A 25629-nucleotide genomic window follows, 5' to 3' on the forward strand; every position below is an offset into this window, starting at 1 on the left:
CGCGAGCGACTCGGTCAGCGGGATCTGATGGCTGCATTTCGGGCAGACAACGTGGGGTTCATGAGGGTGCCCAGTCATCTCAAAAATCCTGTTCACTTTTCGTTCTATCTTGGCCGGAAGCTTCCCAACGGTCAATAGCAACGCGAAATGATCCCCAAGGAATGGGCCCCACATCGGGAGGACTGCTCGGGCGATTGCGCAACACCGACTGGCGTCGAGATTGGACTAAAGGCGAAAGGGAAGTCCGAAGAGCCCGTAGTGGCACGAGTAGGCCTACTAAACTCTTGCGCGAGCCGCCAAATACCGGAATCCTAGCCGCTTTCAGACAGATCTTTGCGGGTAGGGCTATGGGAATTTCAGCGAAGGTTTCCTCGCGTATATCGACCCAACTCAAGAAATACCAAAAAGTACTCGCGGCAGCGAGGCAGCGAGATATCGGTGAAGCCGATACGGTCACCATTATTACCGATTTTCTCTCGGATGCCTTGGGCTACGACAAATACAAGGAAGTCTCGAGCGAACATGCGATCCGCGGTACGTACGTTGACCGAGTTGTAACGGTCGACAACAAGAAGCGCTTCTTGATCGAGGCGAAAGCGATTGGTGTTGAGCTTAAAGACGCTCACGTCAAGCAAGCCATAGACTACGCGGCGAATGAGGGTGTCTCTTGGGTGGTGCTCTCAAACGGAGCGACGTGGCGCCTATACAATTTGAGATTCGCGAAGCCGATCGAGAAGACGCTGGTATTCGAGATCGACGTGCTAGCTTGCGACTGCAAGAATGATGACGTCATTGGCTGCTTCGGAAGCCTTAGTTCTGAAGGTTATTCGAAGGATACATTGTCGGAGCTGCTGAACGAGAAGCAGACCAGCAGCAAGTACACAGTCGCAGCCGTACTGCGAACCGATAAAATAGTCGAAGCCATTCGTAAAGAGGTTCGGCGATTGTCCGGCATTAGGCTGGATTTGGAATACTTATCCTCCCTCTTGGAGAATGAAATCGTAAAGCGCGAGCTTATCGACAGCGAGGAGGGGGCAGCCGCGGTGGCGTACGTGAAGAAGCTTCAGAAAACGGCGGCGCGAGAGAAGGTCGACGTTGTGACTCAGGTGGCCGATGCAACTCCAACACCTCCTGTCACGGGAGCGCCGCCTGCCGCTTGAGCGCGAGAAAAGGCAGAGGATGAACTCGGTTCCCCACATCGACCATATCTATCCGCAAAGCATGCTGCGAGCGCAGTTGAGATTTTTGAGCGCGGATACGCGATGATCTCGTGCCGCGGGTGCGATACGATCTCGATGGGAATTCAAACTCGATATCTGTCCGACGGCAGTGTCACCAATCAGTTCTATCCGTCTCCCGTGTCCCGTCACCAGCCGCGCTGGCTGCAATACATGCGTCTGGGCCTGGATGCTGTCGAGGAAACGATTGGTGACCTGATTTGATCTACGAGGTCTATCGCGCCGTAGGCGCCAAGCAGTACCGGCTTGCTGCAATGGGCATTCGGTCCGCGCTAGAGCAGATCATGATATTCAAGATCGGGGATAAGGGGTCGTTTAACAAGAACCTGGACGCATTTCAGCAAGGCGGGTTCATATCAGCGCTTCAACGCGAGGCGATGAGGGCCACGCTCGATGTGGGCGACGCTGCGATGCATCGGGATATACGCCGAAGGAGCAAGATCTGCGCATTGCCCTAGACGTTTTGGGTGGCGTCTGCTCTCCCATTTTCGGCCACGGTGACGAAGCGAAGAACATGGGCAAGCGGGTGCCGCCGCGCAAATAGCTAGAAGGGAATATCGTCGTCCATTTCGGACGGCTGCTTGCGCTCCTCCACCCTCGGCTTTGCGGCTCGATCTTTTTTTGTTTTGGAGCCGGGAGCTGCTTCTGCTTCTCGGTCTGCGAGCCCCAAAAGACGCGACCGATAGCATCAAGGATGTCGATAATCTTCATCCGTTCGACTGCGTCGCCGACCACGCCGGAAACTTCCATGGTCAATGCCGCGAACCGGTCGAAGCGCGTCCGGCGCTGATTGACCTCGCTTTGCAGCTCGTTGAGCCGCGATATCAGCTTTTCTCGCTTGGGGTCATCGATGTCGAGCTTTTGGAAGATCTCCAGCACCTGGTCGAGGTGGTGGTGGACTTTCCGCCGCGCCGTCTCGTCAAATTGGACTGAGTATCCCTGATCGCGTTGGCTCCGCCGGATGCGGAGCATCGTGCGGTAGTGCATCACGTCCTTGTTGAAGTTGAGGTATGTGTTGAAGTTCACATCCTCAATTGAGGGGGCCTCGCTCTTGAACTCACCTTGCAGTTCAAGCGCGTTGATGGCTCCCAAGACTTGCGCTATATAGTCGACATAGATCACATCGGTGCGGTCGTCTTGCGTCGCGGCCTTCAGTCGCCGATCACATTCGGCGTGAAAGTGGGCCTCCAGCTTAAGGAAGGCCTCTTCCGGATCATCCGGCAAATCCTCGTATGGATCGAGGTCCAAAAAATCATTCATGTGCACCTACTAACGCACCGTCGGGGGAGGGTTTGCATATTGGGCTAATACCTGTGAAAGCCCTTCGCGCACATCTAGTGGCAACAAGTGCCCGTGCGATTGCATGAGTGGCGGCAGGTAGTCACGGGCGCATAGGCTGGCGTGGCACACTTGCCCGTTCTGGGCTGAGACCGTCAGTAAGCGAATGACCTGCTGGTCGCTCGCGCCGCGGAGATAAGGGCGAACGGCTTCGAAATGATATTCGGCTTGCCTGAAGCTGCGCGCATCAGCCACAAGCCTGATTCCAGCGTCAATAGCAAAACGGATGTCCCGAGAAGCTACGCCGCGCATAAGCTGATGGTACGTGGCCTGGCCGCCCTGAAGGAGCGATGACTGGACGTGACTGATAAAGCCTTGGGGGATTGAGCCGTCCAAGGAGAGCGGGATCAACGTCATACGCCTAAAGGCTGCGATCCCGGACTCCTGTTTGCACCAAATCGACGCGTAGTACCGCTGGCTCAAGATCGGCACGAAAAGATCGGCCAAGCCGAGCTGACGGAGGATCTCGTCGCGCCACTCGACGGAGACTTCGATATGCTCGTGGGCCATAAAAGACTGAACGCCGAGAGTGCCGAGAAGTTGAGCGACGCCCGCGGCGATTTCGCGGTCGGCAGTCTGGTAACTCATAAACGCTAACATTCCAGTTCAGTCCTCATTCCAGTTTGCAACGGTCAAGATCGTCGGCAGCTCGCCAAAGGTCCGCCAGAACGTCGGCGGGATCTCGATGCGCAGCTCGTGCTGCTCGTCGGTCCCGATGTAGAAGCTGCTCTCGTCTCCGGAGATGAAAAGCCGGATCGGGCAACCGGCATGCTTCGTCCAACCTTTGAGGTTGGCGATGCTCATCGGCCCGAACCCGCTCCGGATGGCATTCGCTTCCTTGAAGATATCGGCCGCCGCCGAAATCCCCTTGGAAAGGATGCGGGCCGCTTTTGCTTGCTCCTCGGTAGTCATGCCACGGACCCGCTCTTGCACCTCGTCGCCGAAGTCGATGAGGCTGAGCCGCTTTGCGCAACCGTCCGCCCGGGAGGCAAGCCTTGACGTTTTCGGGCTGAACATGTGAGAGCCCGGGAACGCAGTGAATTCCCGAACGTCCATGAAGGTCTCGACCTCCTGTGCGCCACCGCGGACGCGCTTCATGCGTCGCCCTTCGACGTTGACGCTGAGGCTGCCGCGGCCGACGTGCCGCCAAAGGTCGAGCCGCAGCACGTCATTGATGCGACGTTGCAAGGTCGTGTGCACCTGGTCGATCGCTTCCAGGGCCGGGAGGGCGCGCCGGATAACGTCGCGGGCGTGGACGTTGAGATGCAGGTTCGTCACCAAATATGCAATGGTGCGCCGCTCGGCTTCCTCGCGGTTGAAGACCTCCACGGCTTCCCAGTGGCCTTCGGGGTTGAGCGTCTGGAAGCACTCAGGCCCGATCATGCGGATGATATGCTCGTCGGGAAACCAGGCGATCTTGCCTTTGCGGGAGAACTTGGGCGCCCGGGGCGAGCAGCACGGGCAGGGCGCGTGGCGGTCGGGCGCTTGATGGCTGGCGGGCAGGTCGAACTCGCCGATGTAGACGATGCGGGAACCTGTCACCGGCTTCGAATGCGTGTGGTGGCGCCACAGGTGCGGCTCACCGGTAGTCTTAATGTGCTCCTTGATTTCGCGGAGGACGGCTTGGGCTGAATCTCGGGTCCGGTAGAAGGGCTTCGGATCAAACAACTCGTCGGGGATATCCAACTGCAACGACATTGCGAATCGCTCCGGCATCCGTTCAGTTCACGTGGTCGCGGTACCCTCTATGCGGGGTTCCTGTTTTGTTTTCGCGCGTCCAATATGGCCGATTCCTCGTGATTCCGCCTAATGGAATCACGTTCCCGGACGGTAAAACCCCAGATTCGGGGGTTTTCATCGTGGATAACCGTTGGCCTCCTGAGGGCCCGTTTTAGGCCTCAACCTCCTCCGGATCGAAGAGAGACGCAGCGTTTTCGAATCGCTGGATGATGAAGGTGTAGATCGCTCTGGCGATGGTGAGGATGCGGAGCTCCTCCTTACCTTGAGACGATGCAAGCGTAGGCGCTCCGCCGATACGATGAAAAGCGCAACGTAACTGATAAGGAATCTAACAAAAGCTAGCTAATTCTCACAGCAAGAGATCAAAGATGCTGGATCGGGGTTCGAGCCCCTTTGTCCGCCCGCGGGCAATTCCACGTGTCCCGTATTCCTGTTATTCACAATGCGTCCGCATCACCCATGCGCCGGCAAGCAGCGGGACTCTCGAGCAGGGGTAAGGACTTCGCCCCTTCCAAGTGCGCTCCAGCCGGAAGTTGTTAATAAACAGCGGGTTACTCCAAGTGGTGGTGACTAACTATGCGCCACCAGCGATTGTCGCTAGAATTAAGCCTTTGTTTCCGAGATTCGAATGGCTCAGACCACACGCCGATCACGACCGCTGGTCACCAACGGCTTCATAGTTGAGACCCCTGACCTAATTGATTTCGTGGTCCGCGACATGCCAAGCCCAGCCGAGGTGAAGGCCGAGCGCGAACGGCTGCGGGGATTCTGGTTTGTACACTGGGCCGGCGGCAAGCTGTACCATCTGCGACTCAGTGCTGGTGGCCCGAACGTCGACGGGCAGCAACTTTCCGCTCGGACGTCGCAATACGGTTGGTTCCTACGCGCGCGGATCGACGATGTCATCGGGTTGGCATTGCCGAAGTATCAGGCGATCCGGCAGCGGCCCTTCACATTTCTCGCGCAACGAACGGAACTGATTGGACCCGCCGCTAACGCTGCCCGCATCGATCATCCGCTCATTGACCAATTTACTGTCATCCCGCGTTTTGTGCTCAGCGCCAAGACATTCGAACCCACGGAAGGCCAATCCAAGCTCGGCATCTTCATTAACGTAGAGATGCAGTTCGATATTTCGGCACCTTTGAATGAGCTTCAAAAGGCCAATGTCGACCTCATAGGGTTGCATGTCGTCCGCCGGCAGCTCGAGCCGGGAAAGCGCCGCTTGGTCGGGCGCATCGCGCGCGTAGAAGGAAGCGTCACTCATCTCTCCGAAGGCACCGACGGGACATCGATCGAGACGGACCACGTCAAGGTCGAAGGCTCGAAAGAAAGCATTGCGCGGTGCCTTGCAACCATCCTGGGGCCGAGCCGGTATCGTTCTTTGATGCTGGCGCTCGATGATGAACAGGCAGGGTATCTACTAGGTCCGGACTTTGATGAGGTAGTAGAAAAGCTCGGGACGCTTTTGACAAAGACTAAACTTCCAATTGCGCTTGGGCAGGACGCGCGGATCGGCGAACGCATCGTTCTGGCTAATAACGACACATCAGAGACGGTCTATATTGCTCCTCCCGTCGACTATGTGTTCGACCGTACCGGCGCGCAAAGCAACGCGTTTGCCTGGCCAGGACTTACGCAATTTGGGCCGTTTGACCGGACCACTTTCGCCAACAAGTCGCCGAGGCTTTTGGTCGTGTTCCCCGCCTCGACACAGGGAAAGGTCGAGACGTTCTTGCGCGCCTTTCGCGATGGCCTTGGGTCCAATTACCGCGGCTTCGCCAAGGGCTTCAGGGACCTTTTTGGCCTCGTGAATCTCGAATTCGTAATGTGTCCAGTCCATGTCCAGATTTCGGACCGGTCCGGTTCGGAGGCGGCCTATCGGAACGCTATTGAAAGTCGCTTGTCGGCGGTCGATGACGTGCAAGGCGCGATCGTTGTGCTCTTTGAAGAGCACGCTCACCTGAAGGGCCTGCAAAATCCGTACTTGCGTACCAAAGCCCTGTTGTTAACGCTGGGCATATCGGCACAGGAAATTCGCATGCCCACTGTCACGCAGATGGCGGGCAGCCTGCAATACACGCTTCAGAACTTCGCAGTCTCGGTCTATGCGAAGTTAAACGGAACACCTTGGACGGTGAATCAAGACAAGGCGATTAGCGATGAGCTGGTTGTCGGCATGGGGGTTGCGGAGTTCTCGGGTAGCCGCTTCGAAGATCGGCAGCGCTTTGTAGGTATAACGACCGTTTTCAGCGGTGACGGTACCTATCTCCTCGGCAACGTATCGAAAGAGTGCAATTACACTGACTACCCGAAGATGGTCCGAGACTCCATGTTGTCGGTGCTCCGCGAATTGAAGGCGCGAAATAACTGGCGGCCAGGAGATACCGTACGCGTCATTTTCCATGCGCATCGGCCACTCAAGCGCGTCGATGTAGGCAACATTGTTTTCGCGTGCGTTCGCGAGATCGGTGCGGAGCAAATTCTCCAAATGGCCTTTGTCACCGTCTCCCACGATCATCCGTTCATTATTATGGATCGTTCAGAGAAGGGCGAACCTATCAAACGCGACAGCGATGTGATGAAAGGCGAATTCGCTCCTATGCGCGGCACGATTGCGCGCATAGGAAAGTCGACGCGTCTGCTTGCAACGAACTCGCACAAGCTCATCAAGCGGGCCAATTCGCCGCTGCCTGCGCCGCTGCTTATCAGCCTCCACCCGGACTCTACCTTTAAGGACGTGGACTACATTGCAGAGCAAACGCTGAAGTTCACGAGTTTGTCGTGGCGTTCGACCTTGCCAGCACGTACCCCGGTGACGATCTTTTACTCCGAGCGCATCGCAGAATTGCTCGGCCGGCTTAAGGACGTGCCAGATTTCTCGACCACGGCGCTATCAGTGAAGCTAAAATGGAGCCGCTGGTTCCTATGAATGGCGTTGTTCTCAGCATTACCGCGGCGGTTCGAGAAGAGGCCAACCGAATTCTACGAGCATCCGACTCATGGCCGACCGCCGCGTCGGGCTTAGCTTTCAAGATACTACAGCGCGACGCAACGCTTTCCGGCAGCCCGTTACAGCGGCCAGTCGGTAATTCCACCGCGACGCTGCTGCGACGCACGCCGGTGTTGGCGGCGTATGGGTATGTCCTTGATCTCGCGCCTGAGGATACGGTGGCGTTGTGGGTGGATGAGATCGAGCATCTACGTGGTCGGGAGATATATCCCGTCGACCGCAATTCGTTCATCTTCCACCCCGTAGAAATTCTCGGTGTTAGCCTCGGCCTTTGCTCAGAGAAGGTGCCGCGCGAGCATCGGGACTGGCTTGCGGGAACGATCTTGCGTGGATTCACGCAGGGCCAGTTTACGACGAACGTGTCTCGGTTTGCTGCGTTGGCGGCATTTAACCTCTTGGACAAGGATAAGGCTCAGTCCGTAAATGTCGCGGCCGTGGCCGTTGGTGGCTTGCCTACGCACGAAGCCGTCGTCGCCGCCTGCGTCGACTTTGCAGTTGGTCTTCCTGCAGGAGTTGTTGCCGGCGACCTAGAGCAAGATCTCTTGCAACGGCTGCTTTCGGGCGCTGTAAGGATCAACGACGAGGCTGAAGCCGCGGCGCTTCTGATTTTGGTGAACCGGGTGTCCGACCGCATTAGCCTTAGCTCACCTGATAACGCTGTAGATCAGATTGTCGCATTGTGCCGCCGCTTTCCACTGTTCGCCGAGCGCTTACGCATCCGCCAGAGGCAACGAGCGCCGGTAGTCATCAAGGACGAGTACGACGTTCAGGACTTGCTGCACGCTATCCTGAAGCTTCATTTCGATGACGTGCGGCCCGAGGAAGTCACACCAAGCTATGCGGGTTCATCATCACGGGTTGACTTCCACCTGCCCAGAGAGCGGATCGTCGTTGAAGCCAAAATGACGCGACCAAACCTTGGGCAAAAGGAAGTGGCCGACGAGCTTATCATTGATGCTAGTCGGTATCGGACCGTGCCGGGCGTGGAGACGCTCATTTGCCTTGTCTACGACCCTGAGAAGCGATGCCAGAATCCGACCGCGCTAGAGCGCGACGTGGAGGTAAGCGGAGTCCAGCTTCGCGTGAAAGCCGTTGTGTGTCCGCAGGGGCTATAATTGATAACGAAAGCTTCTCGCTTTCCTTGAGTCTTTGCACCATGAAAATGTTCAACATTTTTTCAACCGGATCGTATAAGCCACGGTTTTGCGGGGCTTTGGGAAGTCAAATGCCGCTAAGGTGGAATAATGGATATCGGAATGAAACTGGCCTCTACACCGTGTAATAGAGTACCTGTTCGGTCCGCTTTCTGACGTGTAGACAAGATGGCTGCGCCCGCACACCTGAATTGGCTCGTGAATACGGGCAAGACCCTCAAGACAGCAGACGGGCACACAGTCGAGCTGTGGGAGCTGCAGCACGCTGACGAGCCGAAGGTGCTTTCGGCATGGGCAAAGCACTTTAGAGAGCACTATTGCGACGACGAAATGCTCAAGAAGCTCGTTGCCGGGACAGGCCTCAGCAACTCTCAATATCTGACTACTACCAAGTTCCCTGACGTGAAGGACAAGCCGGGACCCAGCATCCGTGCCGGCGACTTTGCTGAAATTATTGTGGCCGACTACATCGAGTACAAGCTTGGCTACTGGTGTCCCAGGAGATTTCGATACGACAGCAAGTTTAATCGCAATGAATCCTCGAAGGGCTGCGATGTGATCGGGTTCAAGTTCGTCCAAGATGGGGCCGAAAATCCGAAGGACGAGCTGTTCGTATTTGAGGCGAAGGCTGCAGCCTCCGGGAAGCCCAAGAGCCGGTTACAGGACGCGATTGACGATTCACACAAGGACAAGTTCCGCGAGGCTACGTCGCTAAATGCGTTAAAGCAGCGCTTCTTTGAACGCGGCGAGGACGGGGAGGCTGCTAAAGTCGCACGGTTTCAAAATGAACCTGACAAGCCGTTCAAACGCATAAGCGGTGCTGCGGCCGTGCACGATACCACCACATTTGATCCACAAATGACAAGCGCTGTTAAAACGGCGACGCATTTCAACGCGCCAAATCTGAAACTGATCGTCGTGACAGGAGCGGGACTGATGGCGCTCGTTCACGCTCTCTATAACCGAGCTGCCAATGAGGCCTGAACGCACCTCACGCTACATTCTCGCCATTACGCGCTCCAAGGCGAAGATGTACGAATATGATGTTCCGCTTGAGCATCATATCCAACTCACGCATCCGCCGGACATATTGTTTTCTCTGGCTGTTGGCTTACTCGGCGACGCGGCGGCAGCGATCGCCGATATGTCGACGGATGCAAGGCGGGAGGAAACGCCTCCGGAGGCAATCGCGTTCGCCGGAACGTATTTTGATGCCTATCTTCAAAGCCGCCTTGAAAACTTCACCGAGGGCGAATTTCCGATCCTTGCATCGGCTTGCTTTTACCTCGCGGATAATCCGGGCAGCTCGAAGGTCCTCGCTAACCAGGCCACCGAACCGCCACCACATCTCGGATCGGGCCTGGCGCTGCTGGTGTACAAGCTACTTCGCGGCGACTACTCAGACATGCCGGACTGCCCCTACGCCGATGCAGCCAATAATGTTCTCGCACAGCTATCCGGCTATTTTGCTGGGACCGGAGCATCGGAGGGAGTCATTGAGGCCGCCAGCGCTATCCGCGCTGAAGCCTACGAAACGGGGGACGGCCGTGAACTTCTATACGCGGACATTTCGGCAGCGATACTCCGCCGGAAGATCGCAGCCGCAGCCGCGACGATATTGCCCGGGGCATCCGGTCTACCGCCCGGGAGCTGGTTGCCCTTTTTGAGCAGACCAAATTTTCCTCGTGAACTGTGGCCCTCGCAGCGACGCATCTGCGGGGCAGGTGTTTTGAGCGGCACGTCCGCGCTTATCCAAATGCCGACAAGCGCGGGTAAAACACGCGCCACTGAACTGATACTGCGCAGCGGCTTTCTCGGCGATAGGTTCTCGCTAGCCGTAATCGTCTGTCCATTCAGATCTCTCTGCCATGACATTCGTGGCGACATGGCTCAAGCATTCGCGGCCGACAATGTTGCCATAAATGAAGCCACGGACAGCTTCCAGGCAGACCTTTCAATCGAAGAACTATGGGCCAGAAAGACGATCTTGATCGTAACGCCGGAGAAGCTTCTTTATCTTTTGCGCCGAACGCCTGAACTCGCCGCGACAATTGGTCTTGTAGTTTACGATGAAGGCCATCAATTCGACAGTGGCGCGCGTGGGGTGACGTACGAGTTGCTTCTCACCTCGCTGAAATTGATGCTCGCCCCGAACACTCAAATTGTTCTGATTTCCGCAGTCATTGCCAACGCGGCCCGCATCTCCGAATGGCTTCTGGGCAATCCGGAGTTGGTAGTCGACAGCACCGGGCTGTTGCCAACTTCGCGCAGCATCGCGTTTACAACGTGGCGCAACCCGCTTGGCGCCCTTGAATACGTAAATCCACTCGATCCTGAAGACAGGGAATTCTTCGTTCCGCGTGTTATCGAGGCGATTACGCTGCCGGCCTTGCCTCGTGAAAGAACGCCACGGGTCTTCCCAAAGGCAGAAGACGGTCCCTCGGTCGGCCTGTACCTTGGTCTCAAGCTTGTCTCAAAAGGAAGCGTCGCGCTCTTCTGCGGGCGCAAGGACACGGCCGCCAAGATTTGTGAGGATGCGGCAACGATGAGCGGACGAGGCATGGACCTCACCGGCCCCGCCGCTGTCTCGGACGGCAACGAGGTTGCCAAGATCGCCGCCCTCTTCGGCCGTCAAATGGGTGCGGCAGCAGCTGTCACACGATCGGCTGCGCTCGGGATTTTTCCACACCACGCCAGCGTGCCTCACGGCCTTCGTCTCTCCATCGAGTTCGCGATGAAGGCGAGCTTGATCAAGTTTGTCGTCTGTACCTCAACCTTGGCGCAGGGGGTCAACCTCCCAATCAAATATCTGATCGTGACTAGCGTGAACCAAGGGAAAGATAGAATTCTCGTACGCGATTTCCACAATCTCATCGGAAGAGCCGGACGGGCGGGAATGCACACTGAAGGCAGCGTAATCTTTGCAGACAACGCGGTCTTTGATAAAAAGGGGCAACGGAGGGAGCGCTGGCGCTGGCTTGGCGCAAAGGAGCTGCTGGATGCAGCAAATTCCGAGCCATCAGCCAGCAGCATCTCAGAAATCTTCCAGCCTTTCGTGTACGGCCGTTTGCCTGGACAATCCGTATCCGTCGACGTGGGGCAGTTGCACCACTTGCTGTTTTCCGATGACGAGCAAACCTTGAACGCGCTAGCGCAGGCAGCGCGCACCGCCGATCCAAACGTAAAGGCTCGCGATTTCATACGGTTTCTGCAAGAACGTGCTCGTATTGTGCATGGCATCGCATCGTTTCTTCTCGCGCATCTCGACTTCGAAACCCCGGGCTTGCCCGAACGGTCCGTCGAGCTAGCAAAGAACACGCTCGCACATTTTCTCGCGGACGAGGCTAAGCAGCTTCAAATCGAAGACTTGTTCAGAGCCGTCGCCGATAATTTACTCGCCGGCGCTCAGACGGTCGATGTTCGCGCGGCACTCCGGCGGTCACCGCTTGCTCCTCGATCGGTTCAGGCTTTGAGAGCATGGCTCACTGCAAATCTGACAGTATTGTTGCAGGCGACCCAAGCCAGCCAGCTACTCGAAGTCGTAACACCCGTCATGCTGCAACACAATGTGCATGGCACGATTGCCGCGCTTTCCGATCCGACCATCGTACCCGATCTCGTTCAGGCTTGGGTTCGGGGTGATTCTTTCATAACGATCCTTGGAATGCTGGCTGTACGAAATGTCCGAATTGGAGGAAACAGTCGCATTCCGAAAATAGAAGATGCGGTGGCGCTTTGTGAGGGCGGATTCGGGTATGAAGGGGCAATGATCATTGCGACGCTTGCCGATCTTGCTGATGGTCTAAACGACGTGCTCCGTGATGCGTTCAAATTTCTGCAGCGGCAGATGAAGGTCGGTCTCGCGTCAGCAGCTGCTCTTGGGATGTACGAGGTGGGATTCGCCGACCGCGAAATCGCAAAGGACCTCGGCGTTCGCTTTGTAAACGTGGTTGACTATGGAACGGCGATAGCCTGGATAAGAGCGAACGGGCAATATACGCGCGAGGCAATCGCAACATATCCCGCATATTTCGAGAATGTCTTAGATGAATTGTTGCGGTAAGTTCTGCGTATATGCAATCTCTACAATATTGCTATCAGCCAGCCGCGATTGTCGAACTAACCCGCGAGCTTGGTGATTCAAGCGGCAATCTGCAGCCTGCGCTCAGTGTCTTTTCCAGAACGGTAGGGCCTAGGAAGGGTGCTCCGAATTGAGCATGATCCGGGCGTGACCAATGCCCGCAACGCCAGCAGCAGCCACCGCGAATGGTGACTCGGTATGAACCGCTGCGCGGCTTCATTCACGTCCTTTCAGCGAGTTCACAACGCGGACGGCCGCGACATCTGGTTTGCCTATGGGCAAAGGCGGCATTCGCCGTCATCGAAACCCGCTGGATTGGATCGGCGGGTGAGCTTGGTGGCGAGGCGATAGCACACCCACTTCCAGCTGCGAAGGTCGTCAAGGAGTTATTTCGCCAACTGATAAGTATTGGTCGCAGACCTTATCAATGCGGCTGGATCGCTATTCACCACCATCGGCTTCGTTGGCAACCGTTTTGATGTTTTGATGTGGAGGAGCGGCGGACTGGAGCCAGCGTCGTCGCCGGTCATCTTTGCCGGGCAAGAAGAGAAAGGCCATCCATGCAACGATCGGGCCTATCATTTGCACGCGATCTCTAGGTCATCTAGCTCACGAGGCACCTCGCTCCTTTCGCTGGCACCAGCGCCGATAAATTTCATGCTGATTTTGGGCGGCACAGCGAAGTCAACATCGAGGTAAGCCGTTCCCATCTTCATTGTGTTTTGAATGCGCTTTGCCATCGCGGCGCTACTGATCAGAGTGGTTACCAAGAGGCCGCCGCCGCTCGCTTTAGTGGTGATGGAATTTACCTTCTGAACATCCGCGCTTCCGCTCGACTTCAAGCGTAGCCGAGCTTTTGGCGGTAGGCCCCACGTCACCCGAAACGTCGTGACCTCGTAACCCATCTGCTCGAGGACGGGCAGCGCCTCACCAAGTTGCTGCGTAAAGACATTGAATTCACCGGTGAGCTTTCCGGTCGCATCCGAAAAATCGGGCAGCGATAGATTGGGCAATGATGGCAGCGAGACGGCCGGCATCGATGGCATCAAGTCGCGAGCGGACTTTGTGATGCTGTCGATCGGGCTGGGAGGCGCTTTGTCCTCAGCGTGAGCGAGGCCGATGCCAGACGAGAACACCGCGACAAGCAGCGCAAACCTGTACATCCAATACTCCCTGCGTCCCCAATGATGAGTTACTTTAGCCTTAACGTGACGCTTGCCGCTGCCGATATGAATCGATCATCGCGGTGGTCACGTCGCTCACGTAGCAGAGTGGTGCAGCCCCGCCAGGGCGCGAGTGCGCGCTCCTCGTGCCACATGCTCGGCCGTTTCGCATCACGTCGTCAGGACACGCGCAGGGCTTGCCCGTTGCGTGATACTGGTCACGGCTCTCCTTGATCAGGATCGCGACGATGGCGGCGGCGGTCAGAGCGGCCTCGACCTTGTGCTTGGGCTCGGGTGCCGGCGGGACGTTGTCAGGTGGATTGCTTCCGTTGGCCGGTGCGGAGCTGGGGATGGATGATGGTGGCGCAGCGTTTGTCGCCTTGGGTGGCGCAGCAACGACCGGTGAAGCGGCAAAGGCGAGAGGCGTCGCTATGGCGGTCGATTGTCGCGCAACAGGCGGCGTGGGCGCGCTCGTGGGTGCACCGTGACGACCAATCGAATAGGCTCCGAGGGCCGTAACGCCCAAGAGCAAAATAACAACCCCGCCTCGCATAATCCAAAAACTAGAGCGCAACCAGGGGGCGAGATCAATAGAGCGTGGCACGTCGTCGCACTAGACGTTAGTGTTATATTCGCGAAAGATTTTCAGCTTGTGATTGAGTGACGCTTCTTGGATTTAGAGGCCTCGTCTCGATTTTGGGGCGTTCAAGGAGAACTGCATTGAAGAAAATAGTGATTGTCGCAGTCGCGCTGCTTTGCTCAACGGCGTTTGCACAGGCCAGAGGCGGCGGACACGGCGGAGGCCGCGTCTCCTACGGTGGGGGTCATCACACCTCTAGCCACGGCGGTTCCTACTTTGGTGGATCAGGATCGTCTCATAGGGGCGGCTCGTATCGGAATTTCAGCACTGGCAACCGGTACGGCACCCACAGATAACTCACTCTTCATACCCCGGCATCGGAACTCTCGGCGTCGGGGTATGGCCAGGGAGGGCGACTTTTGACTCTCGACGAAAATGCATCAGATCTGGTCTTCTTGTTGCTTACGTCGGGACAAACCCTGAAAGTGCAGGGGATCGAGCTATATCCGGCCGACGAATTGGGGCACATCGCGGCGACCCGGGCGGAAGCGGCCCGAAATCTCGGTACCGTGTCGACCGGGATTGGCTTTGTTGGCTCTCCGGCATGGGCTATCGGTGCGAGCGCAGCGCTCGGCTTCATCTAGTCGGCCATTGCTGAGGCAAACAAGAAAACGGGGCTTCGCTTGCTTGCCAAGGCCGAGGAGACGTGGACGGCGACGAGCCGGCGTGGCCTCCTATTTCGTGTTCTCGATATCGACCGGATCGACCGACCGGTTCCAAGTGCCTGGGTTGGGAACGTGCCAGCCTCGGAGCATTTCTACATCGGTGCAATGGGGCGAAAGGAGAAGCGCCAGTTTCTCGAATTGCATGGCAAGACCGATGCCGATGTGGTGAACGACCACGTCGAGCGCCGTATTTCGAGGTCGTATGTCCACCATGGCGACGACTTCGTCATGGTTGATACCGAATTCGGTTCGATGAATGTCAGATGGTCGGGTGTGGTAGGCTATGTGGCCCCGAGCTGAGCAGCCAGTCATCCGCCGCCAATGCCGACAATTTAGCCGAAACTGGTAAGGGGATTGGTCCAAAAATGGAGTCAGTTGGCTGACTGATGAGGTTTTGCAAAAGCTTATCAGTTGGGGCAGGTCAGACATGGACGAGATGGCGGCTCCGACCCAAACAGCAGACTGGAGCCGCAGTTGGCGGGAGGTCAGCCAAGGGTCTTGGTCGTGTAAAAGCGGCCTTAGGGATGTCGGTCTTGGCAGCCGGGAGCCGGGGGGTCTCAGAGAGGCCATCAGTGGCTTAATGCCGACAATGTTCATGACCCGTGTCAGGTTGTAGGCCAGAAGCGAGAGAGCCATCTCGGCGGCTACTTTCGGGAACGACCGTCTCCGGCGTTGACGTATGGTTTCTGGGTTTGCGTCAAGACGCTGCTGCACAGCCTCGAGCAGATGCTCGTGCGCGAACAATTTTGACAGGCTGCGGTCCAGTAGCGCCGCAGCATATTGCCGTCTTCTTCGTTTGTATTTGTATAGCGATATGGCAGCCGCTCCCCAGCAGGACAGCGATAGGCGTCTTCCTCCGGCAAATACGCAAAGTCTTGCTTACCGACACGCCCGTCCGCCTTGGCGCGCCGGCCGTCAGTGGTTTTGGCAAAGTCACGGTGATGCCGGCCTCGTGGCAGGCGAGGATTAACGCCACAAAAGAACGCGCAGGATGCCGGCTGCAAACAGCGGTCTACGCCGACCATGCAACTGATCATGCGGCCGGTCCGGCTCGAAAGATTGTAAAAACGGATCTTCGGGGGAAAGGTCCCCGACCTACCCCGAAAGATTGGGGCCTACCGATCGTTCGTTCCGTCGCGGGCAGATTTTGGAGCAAACACCATCGGAACATAGGAGACAGCTTGCCGGAAGGGGATTGATCTTCCTGTATTCAAGCTGACTGTCCAATCCGCGGCTCTATCGGAAGACCGCCTGCTCGAGTTTCGCTCCCATATTTGAAGTTCACCCATTCGACAGTCATGGAAAAGTAAGCTGGGATCTTACGATTCTCATTCTCCAGTTTGGGCGGTCATTTTGAAACGCCTTGAAAAACAATGAGGCGTGTCTTACCCAAACAATTCCGTAAAGCATTGAATTCGCTATCTTGTTTCAGTTCCCTAGGGAGCGCCAAATGTTCGCTATTCCACGACATTTTACGATACGGCTCCATTCGCCGGGAGCTTTCCTGCTCGACGACTGATTGATCACGCGGTCCGCCTGAGCAGTTGCCGCCTTGTGCTCATTTGCGTCCCGGTGACGCAGCTTCGAGCCCTCATCGCGCCTTGGCGGGCAATCCCCACCACGAAACAAGCGGCGGGCGTCCCTCGTTTCCGCTATGATGAAGTCATGACGATCGGGATTACCGGACCCGGCCGGAAAGGACCACGGCAAAGTGGCGTGGTCAGGCTGATCGTTGCGGCCATCGTCATCACGATTTGCCTGATCCTGCTCTCGTTCGCGAGCGACTTCCTGGTCGATTGGCTGTGGTTTTCATCGATCGGCTACCTACAGGTTTTCCTGACGGCGATCGGCGCCAAGGCAATCGTCTTTCTCTCCGTCTTCGCGGTGACCACCGTCGTCCTCTCGCTGAACGGAGTCCTGGCGGTGCTGTTTGCCATGCAGCAGCCGCTACAGAACCGAGTCGCCCCGGGGAAGGTCGCCGGTTTTACGGCGCCGCCCGATCCGTTCGTAGAACTGCGCGACCAATTAGCCCGGCCGCGGTTTGTCGCGCTCGGTGCGGGTGTGCTCGCCGTGCTGGTTGCCGCAGGCGAAGTCGGCAATTGGAACATCTTCCTGCAGTTTCTCTACCACGTGCCCTACGGTGCGCAGGATCCGCTCTACAACAAGGACATCGGGTTCTATCTCTTTTCGCTACCCGCCTATATCACGATCAAGAACTGGATGCTGCTGACAATTATCCTGGGCGCGCTGTTTGCCGGAGCGATCTACTGGGTGCGCGGCGACATCGAATACGATGTTCACAACCGTTCAATTTCGCCGACCGTGATCGCGCATGGCTCGGCGCTGATTGGCCTTCTGTTCGCGGTGAAAGCCTGGTCCTATGGGCTCGACCGCTATCTGCTGCTCTACGGCGACAATGGTGTCGTGGTCGGGGCGAGCTACACCGATGTCCATCTGGGGCTGCCGGCTCTGTGGTTGATGATCGGGCTTTCGATCATCGCGGCGCTCATCGCATGGGCCAATTTGCGGGCGTGCACCTACCGGCTTCTTGCCGCCGCGTTCATCCTCGTCGGCGTCGGCTCTGTCATGCTGTCGAGCCTCGTCCCTTCGCTTTTCCGGCACTTCGTCGTCAAGCCGACGGAGTTGGAGCTGGAGAAGCCCTACATCGAACGCAACATTGCGCTCACCAGGCAGGCCTACAATCTCGACCGGATCGCAACCAAGCCGTTTGCCGCTGAACAGAGGCTGACCTTCAAGACGCTGGAAGCGAACAAGGCGACCATCGACAACATCCGGCTGTGGGACTGGCTGCCGCTGTCGAATACCTACGCGCAGCTGCAGGAGATCCGTACCTATTACAAATTCCACGATCTTGACGTCGATCGCTATTGGCTCGACGGCTCCTACCAGAGCGTGATGCTCTCGGCCCGCGAACTCCGGGCCTCCCTGCTGCCGGCGAACGCCCAGACCTGGGTCAACCGCCACGTGCTGTTTACGCACGGCAACGGCGCAGTGATGAGCCCGGTCACCCGCAAGAGCACGGAAGGACTGCCGTTCTTCTATTTGCGCGATATTCCGCCCGTTGCCGACGGTGGCCCCAGGATCGACGAACCGCGCATCTATTTCGGCGAAGAGAGCGACGACTACGTCATCGTCAAGGCCAGCATCCCGGAGTTCGATTATCCGAAGGGGAAGGACAACGTCTATGCGGCCTATGACGGCAGCGGCGGTGTGCCGATCGGAGCATTGGGATGGAGAACGCTGTTCGCCTACTACTTCAACGACGCGAATCTGGTCCTCTCAAGCTATATCACGGCCGACAGCCGGATCATGATCCGGCGCAACATTACGGAACGGGTGCGCACGATCGCCCCATTCCTCAGGCTCGATCATGATCCCTATCTGGTCGTCAGCAACGGTCGGCTGTTCTGGATGCAGGATGCCTACACCACGAGCTCCTATTTCCCCTCAGCGCAGCCCGTGCCGGAGCTCGATCTCAACTACATCAGGAATTCGGTGAAAATTGTCGTCGATGCCTATAACGGGACGGTCGATTTTTACCTGATCGACCCAAGCGACCCCATTGCAGCGACCTACCAGCGCATCTTCCCGGACCTGTTCAAGCCGTTCATAGCCATGCCGGCGGATTTGCAGAAGCATATCCGCTATCCGGAGAATCTGTTCCTGATCCAGGCGCGGCTGTATCAGACCTACCACATGGAGCAGGCCGAAATATTCTACAACCGCGAGGACTTCTGGCAGTTTCCGCGACAGCCGGGCGGCGACGGCACTTCGGTGATGACCCCCTATTACATCATCATGCGGCTGCCCGGCGAGCCGCAGGCCGAGTTCTTCCTGATGCTTCCCATGGTACCGAGCCGTCGCGACAATATGATCGCGTGGCTCGCGGCGCGTTGCGACGCCCCCGACTACGGCAAGCTGATTGTCTACGAGTTCCCCAAGGACAAGCTTGTCTACGGGCCGTTTCAGATCGAGGCACGGATCAATCAGAATACCGAGATCTCGCAACAACTCACGCTGTGGAATCAGATGGGCTCGCGGGTGATACGCGGTGCGAACCTGCTGGTGATCCCGATCGAGAACTCGATCCTTTATGTCTCGCCGCTCTATTTGCGCGCCGAGCTTGGACACCTGCCGGAGCTGAAACGCGTGATCGCGGCCTACGGTGAGCACGTCGTGATGAAGGAGACGCTCGCTGACGCCCTGGCCGCGTTGTTCGCGGAGCCCGGTGCGGTGCCGGCGGTTTCAAACGCAACCGAAACGGTGTCCCCTGCGGGCGGGACGGCGAGCCCGGCGCAGCAGGCGCTCGCTCACTACAATCAGGCGATGGAGCGATTGAAGGCGGGAGACTGGAAAGGTTTCGGTACCCAGTTCGATGCCCTGCGCGAGCCCCTTGAGGAAATGAACCGACGCTCCGCCGGTCACTAGAGCATGATCCGGAAAAGCGTGTAGCGGTTGTCCGAAAAGATCGTGTCAAATCAAAGGGCCAGAGCGGGATGACGATTCGAAGAAAAGTCATCGCGCTCCAATGGGCTCAGGGAATTGTGAGTGCGGACGCACGCCTCAATCGGGTATTGTTAAAGGTCGCATTGCAGTTTCAATCACATAAGAGTTCGCAGTTTCGTTCCGATTGGCGCGCCATTGAGCCCTCATCCGCAAACCCGGAACTGACCCGCTTCGGCACGCAAAAGCGGCCATTTCGCGCGCATGGCTGCGGCTCCCGATTCAGATTGCGGTGCCGTTGGCCGCGATCACATTCGTGAACGATTGCGCAGGTCTTTCGGAACGGGCTCGCGCGAGAGCGTGCCCTGGTCGTTCGCCCATCGCGAACTGATCGGCGCAGCATCAGACGCGATACCTAGACTCCGCTGCAAATCCGCTGCTATACTTTCAGTTGCTCGACCGGCGTAAGGCACGCGCCGACATTTCGTTTGATTGCGATATCGCGAAAAGGAGCTCAACGATGGCGATCACGCTGACGGTCTTGGCGAGCCTGCTGCAACTGCACGGGCCGGGTGCGACAATCGAAAGCGATCATCAGGGTATCGACGCATTGCTGAGTGGTGTGCGCGAGCAGAGCCTTCAGGAACAGGGCGCTCAGGAACAGAGCCCTCAAGAACAGAGCTTGCAAGAACAGAGCCCTCAAGACGTACAGGGCTTCCAGCTGGGGGTGGTTTCCGACCAGCCACAGGCAACTCAAGTTTATTTCAGGCGCGGGGCCTTTGCCAGGGGGCCCTATGCGGGCGGCTTTCGCAGGGGCGGCGGCTACTATCCGGGAGCCGGCGCATTTCGCAGGGCCGGCGGATATTATCCCGGAGCAGGCGCGTTCCGACGAGGTGGCTTCGTCAGGGGCTACTAGAGCATGATCCGGAAAAGTGGAAACCGGTTTTCCAAAATGATCATGCTCAAACAAACAGACGAGATCATGATGCGGTTCCGTGGAAACGCATCATGATCTAGGCCGATCGCAGCTTGCCGGTAATCCGCATGTCGGTTGACGCTTCAAATTCCGTCGCGTTCCAGGAGCAGCCGATCACGCAGTTGCTGGTCAAGGTTGCGGCGAGGTGCAACATCGATTGCTCCTATTGCTACTGGTTTCGCGATGCGGCCGTCTATGACAAGCCCAAGCTGATGAGTGCCGAGGTGCTGCAACAGCTGTTGCTGCGCCTCGAACAGCACGTCGCCAGATACTCCCTCGTCGACTTTCCCGTGATCCTGCACGGCGGCGAGCCGCTGCTTTGGGGTGTCGATAATTTTCACCGTTTTGCGGAGGGCTGCGAGGGCATTTCATCCCGGACCGGCTGCGAGATCCCGATCGCGGTGACGACCAACGGCATCCTGATTGACGATGAATGGCTCGACTGCTTCGAGGCCCGCAATATTTCGGTGGCGATCAGCATCGATGGGCCGGCACATATTCACGACGCTCACCGCAAGACGTTTCAAGGGACCGGCACCCATGCCGCCGTGGAACGCGCCGCCCGCATGCTGGTATCGCGCGACATCGGCGTGATCGCCCTCGCGGTCTGCAACCCGGCCTATGCGCCGCAGGAGTATGCGGATTTTTTCGCGGCGTGCGGCATCGCCAACTACGACATCATGATTCCCGACGCGACGGTGGACGAGAAGCCGTCGCCCATTGCCCCGTTCTATAACGGCCTTTTCGATTTGTGGCTGGAAGCCAATCGCACGACGCCGACATCGAATGTCCGCATCATTTCCGACATGGTCGCGGCCCTGATCGGCAACAACGCGCCGACCGAAGGTGTCGGCCACAAGCCGGTCGAGCTTTGCACGGTCATGACCGACGGCACGGTGGAGGCCCACGACGTGTTGCGCATTGCGGGTGACGGTTTCACCAACACGCGGTTCAACATCTTCGATCACGCGATCGACGACGTCAGGACCGAGCCGCGCTGGAAAGCCGCACGCGATGCTTCAGTCAATCTTTGCGAGAAGTGCCGGCAATGCAAGTTCATGAACGCCTGCGGCGGAGGCTATCTTCCGCACCGCTTCTCCACCAAGAACGGTTTCGACAATCCGTCGGTTTATTGCGACGATCTCTATTCGATGTTCGAGAACATGCAATCCGTGCTGGAACGTCATCTCTACGTCCGCAAGCAGGACGGGGAACGGATTGACGTGCGCAACGCAGCGGCGGGCGGTTAGGCAATTCGAGAGATTTTCCCGTTCCGGTGGAATCGGAACGGGGCTTTAGATTCTTGTTTTGACGCGACCGCCTCAAGACCACCGTCGAAACACCAGGCTGGCGTTGACGCCGCCAAATCCAAAACCGTTCGAGATCGCGTGTTCGATGGCCATCCGCCGCGCAACGTTCGCGACGAGGTCAATGCCCTGAGCTGCGGAATCGGCGTTCTCCAGATTGAGCGTGGGCGGCGCGACCTGATCGCGCAGCGCCAGGATGGTGAAGATCGCCTCGATGCCGCCGGCGGCGCCGAGCAGATGTCCGGTCGCCGACTTGGTGGCGCTGACGGCAATTCCTCCCGCGCGCCCGAACACGCGCTTGATCGCTTCCAACTCGGAGAGATCGCCGACCGGCGTCGATGTCGAGTGCGCGTTGAGATGCTGGACCTCGCCGGGCCGCAGCCCGGCCTGCTGCAGCGCCGCCTCCATCGCGCGCCGGGCGCCGTCGCCGTCTTCGGGACCAGCGGTGATGTGATAGGCGTCCGCCGTCGTGCCGTAGCCGATGAGCTCGGCGATCGGTTTCGCGCCGCGCCGAAGCGCGTGTTCGAGCTCCTCGATGACGAGGACGCCCGCGCCTTCGCCCATCACGAAGCCGTCCCGGTCGCGGTCGAACGGCCGCGACGCCCGCGCCGGCGTGTCGTTGAACGACGTCGAGAGCGCCCGCGCCGCTGCAAAGCCGCCGAGGCTCACCGGATCGATGCAGGCCTCCGCGCCGCCGCAGATCGCAATGTCGGCTTCGCCTGATCTGATCAGGCGCGCGCCGTCACCGATCGCCTGAACGCTGGCGGCGCAGGCGGTCACCGGCGCGCCGATCGGCCCCTTGTAGCCGTAGCGGATGTTGATGTGCCCGGCCGCGAGATTGGCCAGGAAGGATGGAATGGTGAACGGCGACAGCCGGCGCAGGCCGCTCTTCTCCGCCGTGCGCACGGCGTCCGCGATCGCGGGAAACCCGCCGATCCCGGATGCGATCACGGTGGCGGTGCGCTGCTGCGCCTGCGCGTCGGCCGGCATCCAGCCGGCTTGCGCCACGGCTTCAGCCGCTGCCAGCAGCGCGAACAGGATGAACCGGTCCATCTTCTTCTGGTCCTTGCGCGGGGCCGCCAGGTCAGGATCGAAGCCGCCCTCGGCATCCCCGGCCTTGTCAGGAACCTGTCCTGCGACGCGCGCCGGCAGCGCCGCCGCCCATTCCGGCAATGCCGTTAGCCCGGAATGCCCCGCCAGCAGCCTCGACCACACCAGTTCGGTGCCACAGCCCAGCGGCGACACCGTCCCCAGGCCCGTCACAACAATTCGACGCATGGCTCTCCTGTCGCGCCCTGGTGCGAACCGGCATGGCCGGGATTCGAACCTGCCCGGGCGTCGGGTCGTTATATGATGTTTGTCATCTATTGTCTCGACCGGCCGGACGTCAAGGGATTGACTTCGCTCTCAGCGCTCCGCTGACGAGCAACTGCCGTCAGGCAGCAACGATCACGCCGGGACGACGATATGGTCCGGCGCAATGCCCGCCCGGTGACGCGCATACATCGTGGTGTAGGCGGCCTCGATATGCCGGGTGAAACGTTTGGTATCGAACAACGGCGCCGTCAGCCGGTTGGCCGCCAGCCTGGTTCTGAGCGCCGCGAGCCTCGAAGGATGGGTCGCAAGATCGACCGCCATGCGCTCATAAGCCTCCGGAGATTCCGCAATGAGCTCGGGCAGGCCGACCGCATGGAGCAAGCTCGCCGCGACCCGGCTGGCAAACGTGTCGCCGAGAATGGTCAGCACCGGCAGGCCGGCCCATAGCGCATCGCTGGCGGTGGTGTGGGCGTTGTAGGGCGTGCTGTCGAGGAACAGGCCGGCGAGGCGATGGCGTGCGAGATGGTCGGGTGACGACATACGCGGTGCGAACACGAGGCGCTCCGCAGCGACGCCACGCGCGACCGCCTCCTTTCGCAAATTTGCGGCAGAGTCGGCGTTGGCTTCGAGGAGCCACAACATGCTGCCCTCGACGCGGCCGAGAATCCTCATCCACCGATCGAACATGTCAGGCGTGATCTTGTAGTTGTTGTTGAAGCAGCAGAACACGAAGCCGGTCGGCGCCAGCCCGACGTCGCCGCGCGTGAACACGCGATCGGCAATGACGCGTTTGTCGTCGTTGGCCTGATAGCTGTCGGGCAAAGCGACCACCTTTTCGCTGTAGAATTCGCGATGGCGGTCCGGGATCACGGTACGGTCGGCGATGATGTAGTCGATGAACGGGGCACCGAGTGTTCCCGGATAGCCCAGATAATTGACCTGGATGGGGGCGGGCCGGCGGCCAAGGACTCTGGTGCGGGATCCCCCGGTAAAGCCTTTCAGATCAACCAGGATGTCGATCTCCAATCGTCTGATCAGGTCGGCGACCTCATCGTCGTTGATGTCCCGGACCTCGACAAATCGATCGAACGACGCCTCCAGCCGCCGACGCATCTCCGAGGGCTCGTTGGGCGACCATGAGATTGCCACCGTCTCGAATTTCGACCGGTCGTGGCACTCGAACATCCCTGCCATCAAGAGCGATGTCGCGTGGTTGCAGAAATCCGACGAGAAATAGCCGACGCGAATTCGATCGTGATGGTAGCGCTCGCCCCGCCAGCGCTGGCTTGCGGACGGCGGATGATTCTTCGCGGTCCACCGCGTGGCGCATAGCAGTTGGTCGGCGGTCGATGAAGGAACGCTACAAAACAGAAATGGCGGCGTCGTCGCGTTCCGGGTCCTGATCAACTCGACAAGTCGGTCGCACTCGGCGTCAAAGCCGGCCCAGTCGCAAATGTGGGATTTGGCGTGCAGACGATAGCCTTCGATGTCGGCCTGGTCCGGTTTGAGCGCGACGGCCTTGTCATAGGCGGCGAGTGCCTCGGGGTAGCGCGCCAGAACGGATAGAACCTTGCCGCGGTTGGCGTAAGCAGCCGCATCGTCGCCCTTGTGCCGGATCGACTTGTCGATGCTGGCGAGCGCCGCCTCGTGATGCCTGAGCCTGAACAGCGCCGAGCCGCGGTTGTTGTAGGCCTCGGCATAGTCGGGCTGCAGCGCGATCGCCTTGTCGTAACTCGCGACTGCCTCTTCGAGACGATCCAGTTCGACCAGCACGTTGCCGCGATTGTAGCACGCGCCGGCGATTCCCGGGGCCCGGTCGTAGCTCGCGAGCGCATCATCGAACCGTTTGAGGTCGTTGAGCACGTTGCCTCGATCGTTGTGTGCACCGGCGTCGTTGGGCTTGAGCGCAATCGCCCTGTCCAGGCTCGCCAGCGCCTCATCTAGCCGCTGCAGCTTTCTCAGCGCGGCGCCCCTGTTTCGATGGGCATCCGCATGGTCAGGCACGAGCGCGATCACGCGAGCGTAGCTTGCAAGCGCCTCCTCGTGGCGCCCGAGGTCGGCGAGCGTAAGTCCGCGATTGTAGAGCGCTGGCGCAAGGTTTTGCTTGAGCGCGACCGCCACATCGAAGCTCGCGAGCGCTTCGTCGAAGCGACGCAACGCGCGCAGCGCGTTGCCGAGGTTGCTGTGCGCGTCCGCGACGTTGCCGTTGAGCCTGATCGCGCGCCGGATCAGGTCGACGCCGCGCTCGCTGCGGCCGGTCTGCGCGGAAATCAGGCCCAGCAGATGCAGCGAATCGAAGTTGTCCGGCTGCTGTCGGAGCATGTCTTCATAGATCTTCTCTGCTGCCGCGAGCTGCCCTCGCTGATGCAGCGCGACGGCCTGCGCGAAAGCGCGCTGCAAGGCGGCCGAACTGGATTCTTGAAATTCACCTGTTTCGGGCATCAGACGTCTTCACGCGCTCCGTGTCCGGATCCTGGCCTCACGCTGGCAGACCTGTCGCATCCTGTGCCCGCGATAGGGATCGCCCGTTGAT

Annotated in this window: 17 protein-coding genes and 1 pseudogene; 12 read left to right on the plus strand and 6 right to left on the minus strand. The window is 58.7% G+C overall.

The annotated features are described in order from the left end of the window. Positions 1–347: 347 nt before the first annotated feature. The 3 genes from J2R76_RS36240 to J2R76_RS41140 all read left to right on the plus strand — a co-directional run bounded on the left by J2R76_RS36240 (position 348) and on the right by J2R76_RS41140 (position 1696). On the plus strand, positions 348–1160 hold the full coding sequence (locus tag J2R76_RS36240; RefSeq protein WP_253625602.1) for a type I restriction enzyme HsdR N-terminal domain-containing protein: 813 nt from the start codon (positions 348–350) through the stop codon (positions 1158–1160). Between the two features lie 135 nt (positions 1161–1295). Then, a complete protein-coding gene (locus J2R76_RS36245; RefSeq protein ID WP_253625603.1) occupies positions 1296–1442 on the plus strand; it encodes a hypothetical protein in 147 nt (48 codons plus the stop codon). A gap of 50 nt (positions 1443–1492) precedes the next feature. Further along, positions 1493–1696: a DUF4145 domain-containing protein gene (locus J2R76_RS41140; RefSeq protein ID WP_375166584.1), complete on the plus strand. Its 204-nt coding sequence runs from the start codon at positions 1493–1495 to the stop codon at positions 1694–1696. Between the two features lie 811 nt (positions 1697–2507). Here J2R76_RS41140 and J2R76_RS36255 read toward each other — a convergent pair. Both J2R76_RS36255 and J2R76_RS36260 read right to left on the minus strand, forming a co-directional pair. Beyond that, on the minus strand, positions 2508–3176 hold the full coding sequence (locus J2R76_RS36255; protein ID WP_253625605.1) for a toll/interleukin-1 receptor domain-containing protein: 669 nt from the start codon (positions 3174–3176) through the stop codon (positions 2508–2510). 6 nt (positions 3177–3182) lie between these two features. Then, a complete protein-coding gene (locus J2R76_RS36260) occupies positions 3183–4274 on the minus strand; it encodes a hypothetical protein (protein ID WP_253625606.1) in 1092 nt (363 codons plus the stop codon). Positions 4275–4944: 670 nt separating this feature from the next. Here J2R76_RS36260 and J2R76_RS36265 point away from each other — a divergent pair. The 4 genes from J2R76_RS36265 (at position 4945) to J2R76_RS36280 (ending at position 12546) form a co-directional block, all read left to right on the plus strand. Beyond that, positions 4945–7248 carry a Piwi domain-containing protein gene (locus J2R76_RS36265; protein ID WP_253625607.1) on the plus strand — a complete coding sequence of 768 codons (2304 nt, stop codon included), beginning with the start codon at positions 4945–4947 and terminating at the stop codon, positions 7246–7248. After that, a complete protein-coding gene (locus J2R76_RS36270) occupies positions 7227–8444 on the plus strand; it encodes a hypothetical protein (protein ID WP_253625608.1) in 1218 nt (405 codons plus the stop codon). The genes J2R76_RS36265 and J2R76_RS36270 overlap by 22 nt, the downstream gene beginning before the upstream one ends. A 237-nt stretch (positions 8445–8681) precedes the next feature. Continuing rightward, positions 8682–9467 carry a Hachiman antiphage defense system protein HamA gene (locus J2R76_RS36275; protein WP_253625609.1) on the plus strand — a complete coding sequence of 262 codons (786 nt, stop codon included), beginning with the start codon at positions 8682–8684 and terminating at the stop codon, positions 9465–9467. After that, positions 9457–12546 carry a DEAD/DEAH box helicase gene (locus J2R76_RS36280; protein WP_253625610.1) on the plus strand — a complete coding sequence of 1030 codons (3090 nt, stop codon included), beginning with the start codon at positions 9457–9459 and terminating at the stop codon, positions 12544–12546. Before J2R76_RS36275 ends, J2R76_RS36280 begins: the two co-directional genes overlap by 11 nt. 596 nt (positions 12547–13142) lie before the next feature. On the opposite strand, the gene J2R76_RS36285 is transcribed toward J2R76_RS36280, so the two are convergent. Further along, positions 13143–13727: a hypothetical protein gene (locus tag J2R76_RS36285; protein ID WP_253625611.1), complete on the minus strand. Its 585-nt coding sequence runs from the start codon at positions 13725–13727 to the stop codon at positions 13143–13145. Positions 13728–14726: 999 nt separating this feature from the next. Between J2R76_RS36285 and J2R76_RS36290 the strand changes: the two genes are divergently transcribed. Together J2R76_RS36290 and J2R76_RS36295 are read left to right on the plus strand one after the other, a co-directional pair. Continuing rightward, positions 14727–14951 (plus strand): hypothetical protein, encoded by a 225-nt coding sequence (locus J2R76_RS36290; protein ID WP_253625612.1) that lies wholly within the window; start codon positions 14727–14729, stop codon positions 14949–14951. A 39-nt stretch (positions 14952–14990) separates the two neighbouring features. After that, entirely contained in the window at positions 14991–15332 is a 342-nt protein-coding gene (locus J2R76_RS36295) for a hypothetical protein (RefSeq protein WP_253626146.1), read from the plus strand. 255 nt (positions 15333–15587) lie between these two features. On the opposite strand, the pseudogene J2R76_RS36300 reads toward J2R76_RS36295, so the two are convergent. Continuing rightward, a pseudogene (locus J2R76_RS36300) lies at positions 15588–15999 on the minus strand (IS5/IS1182 family transposase); the annotation flags it as partial. Positions 16000–16697: 698 nt separating this feature from the next. On the opposite strand from J2R76_RS36300, the gene J2R76_RS36305 reads away from it, so the two are divergent. From J2R76_RS36305 to J2R76_RS36315, 3 genes are all read left to right on the plus strand, one after another. Continuing rightward, the gene (locus J2R76_RS36305) at positions 16698–19481 is read left to right on the plus strand and encodes a UPF0182 family protein (RefSeq protein ID WP_253625613.1); all 2784 of its coding nucleotides are present in this window, start codon (positions 16698–16700) and stop codon (positions 19479–19481) included. A 535-nt stretch (positions 19482–20016) separates the two neighbouring features. Beyond that, on the plus strand, positions 20017–20412 hold the full coding sequence (locus J2R76_RS36310; protein ID WP_229189152.1) for a hypothetical protein: 396 nt from the start codon (positions 20017–20019) through the stop codon (positions 20410–20412). A 128-nt stretch (positions 20413–20540) separates the two neighbouring features. Continuing rightward, the gene (locus tag J2R76_RS36315) at positions 20541–21722 is read left to right on the plus strand and encodes a radical SAM protein (protein ID WP_253625614.1); all 1182 of its coding nucleotides are present in this window, start codon (positions 20541–20543) and stop codon (positions 21720–21722) included. A gap of 72 nt (positions 21723–21794) precedes the next feature. Here J2R76_RS36315 and fabF read toward each other — a convergent pair whose 3' ends face one another. Together fabF and J2R76_RS36325 are read right to left on the minus strand one after the other, a co-directional pair. Further along, complete coding sequence (gene fabF / locus J2R76_RS36320; protein WP_253625615.1) at positions 21795–23057, minus strand: beta-ketoacyl-ACP synthase II; 1263 nt, start codon at positions 23055–23057, stop codon at positions 21795–21797. Positions 23058–23228: 171 nt separating this feature from the next. Next, a complete protein-coding gene (locus J2R76_RS36325; protein ID WP_253625616.1) occupies positions 23229–25538 on the minus strand; it encodes a glycosyltransferase family 41 protein in 2310 nt (769 codons plus the stop codon). Positions 25539–25629 lie beyond the last annotated feature (91 nt).

The organism is Bradyrhizobium sp. USDA 4532 (assembly GCF_024171315.1).
GTDB lineage: Bacteria > Pseudomonadota > Alphaproteobacteria > Rhizobiales > Xanthobacteraceae > Bradyrhizobium > Bradyrhizobium australafricanum.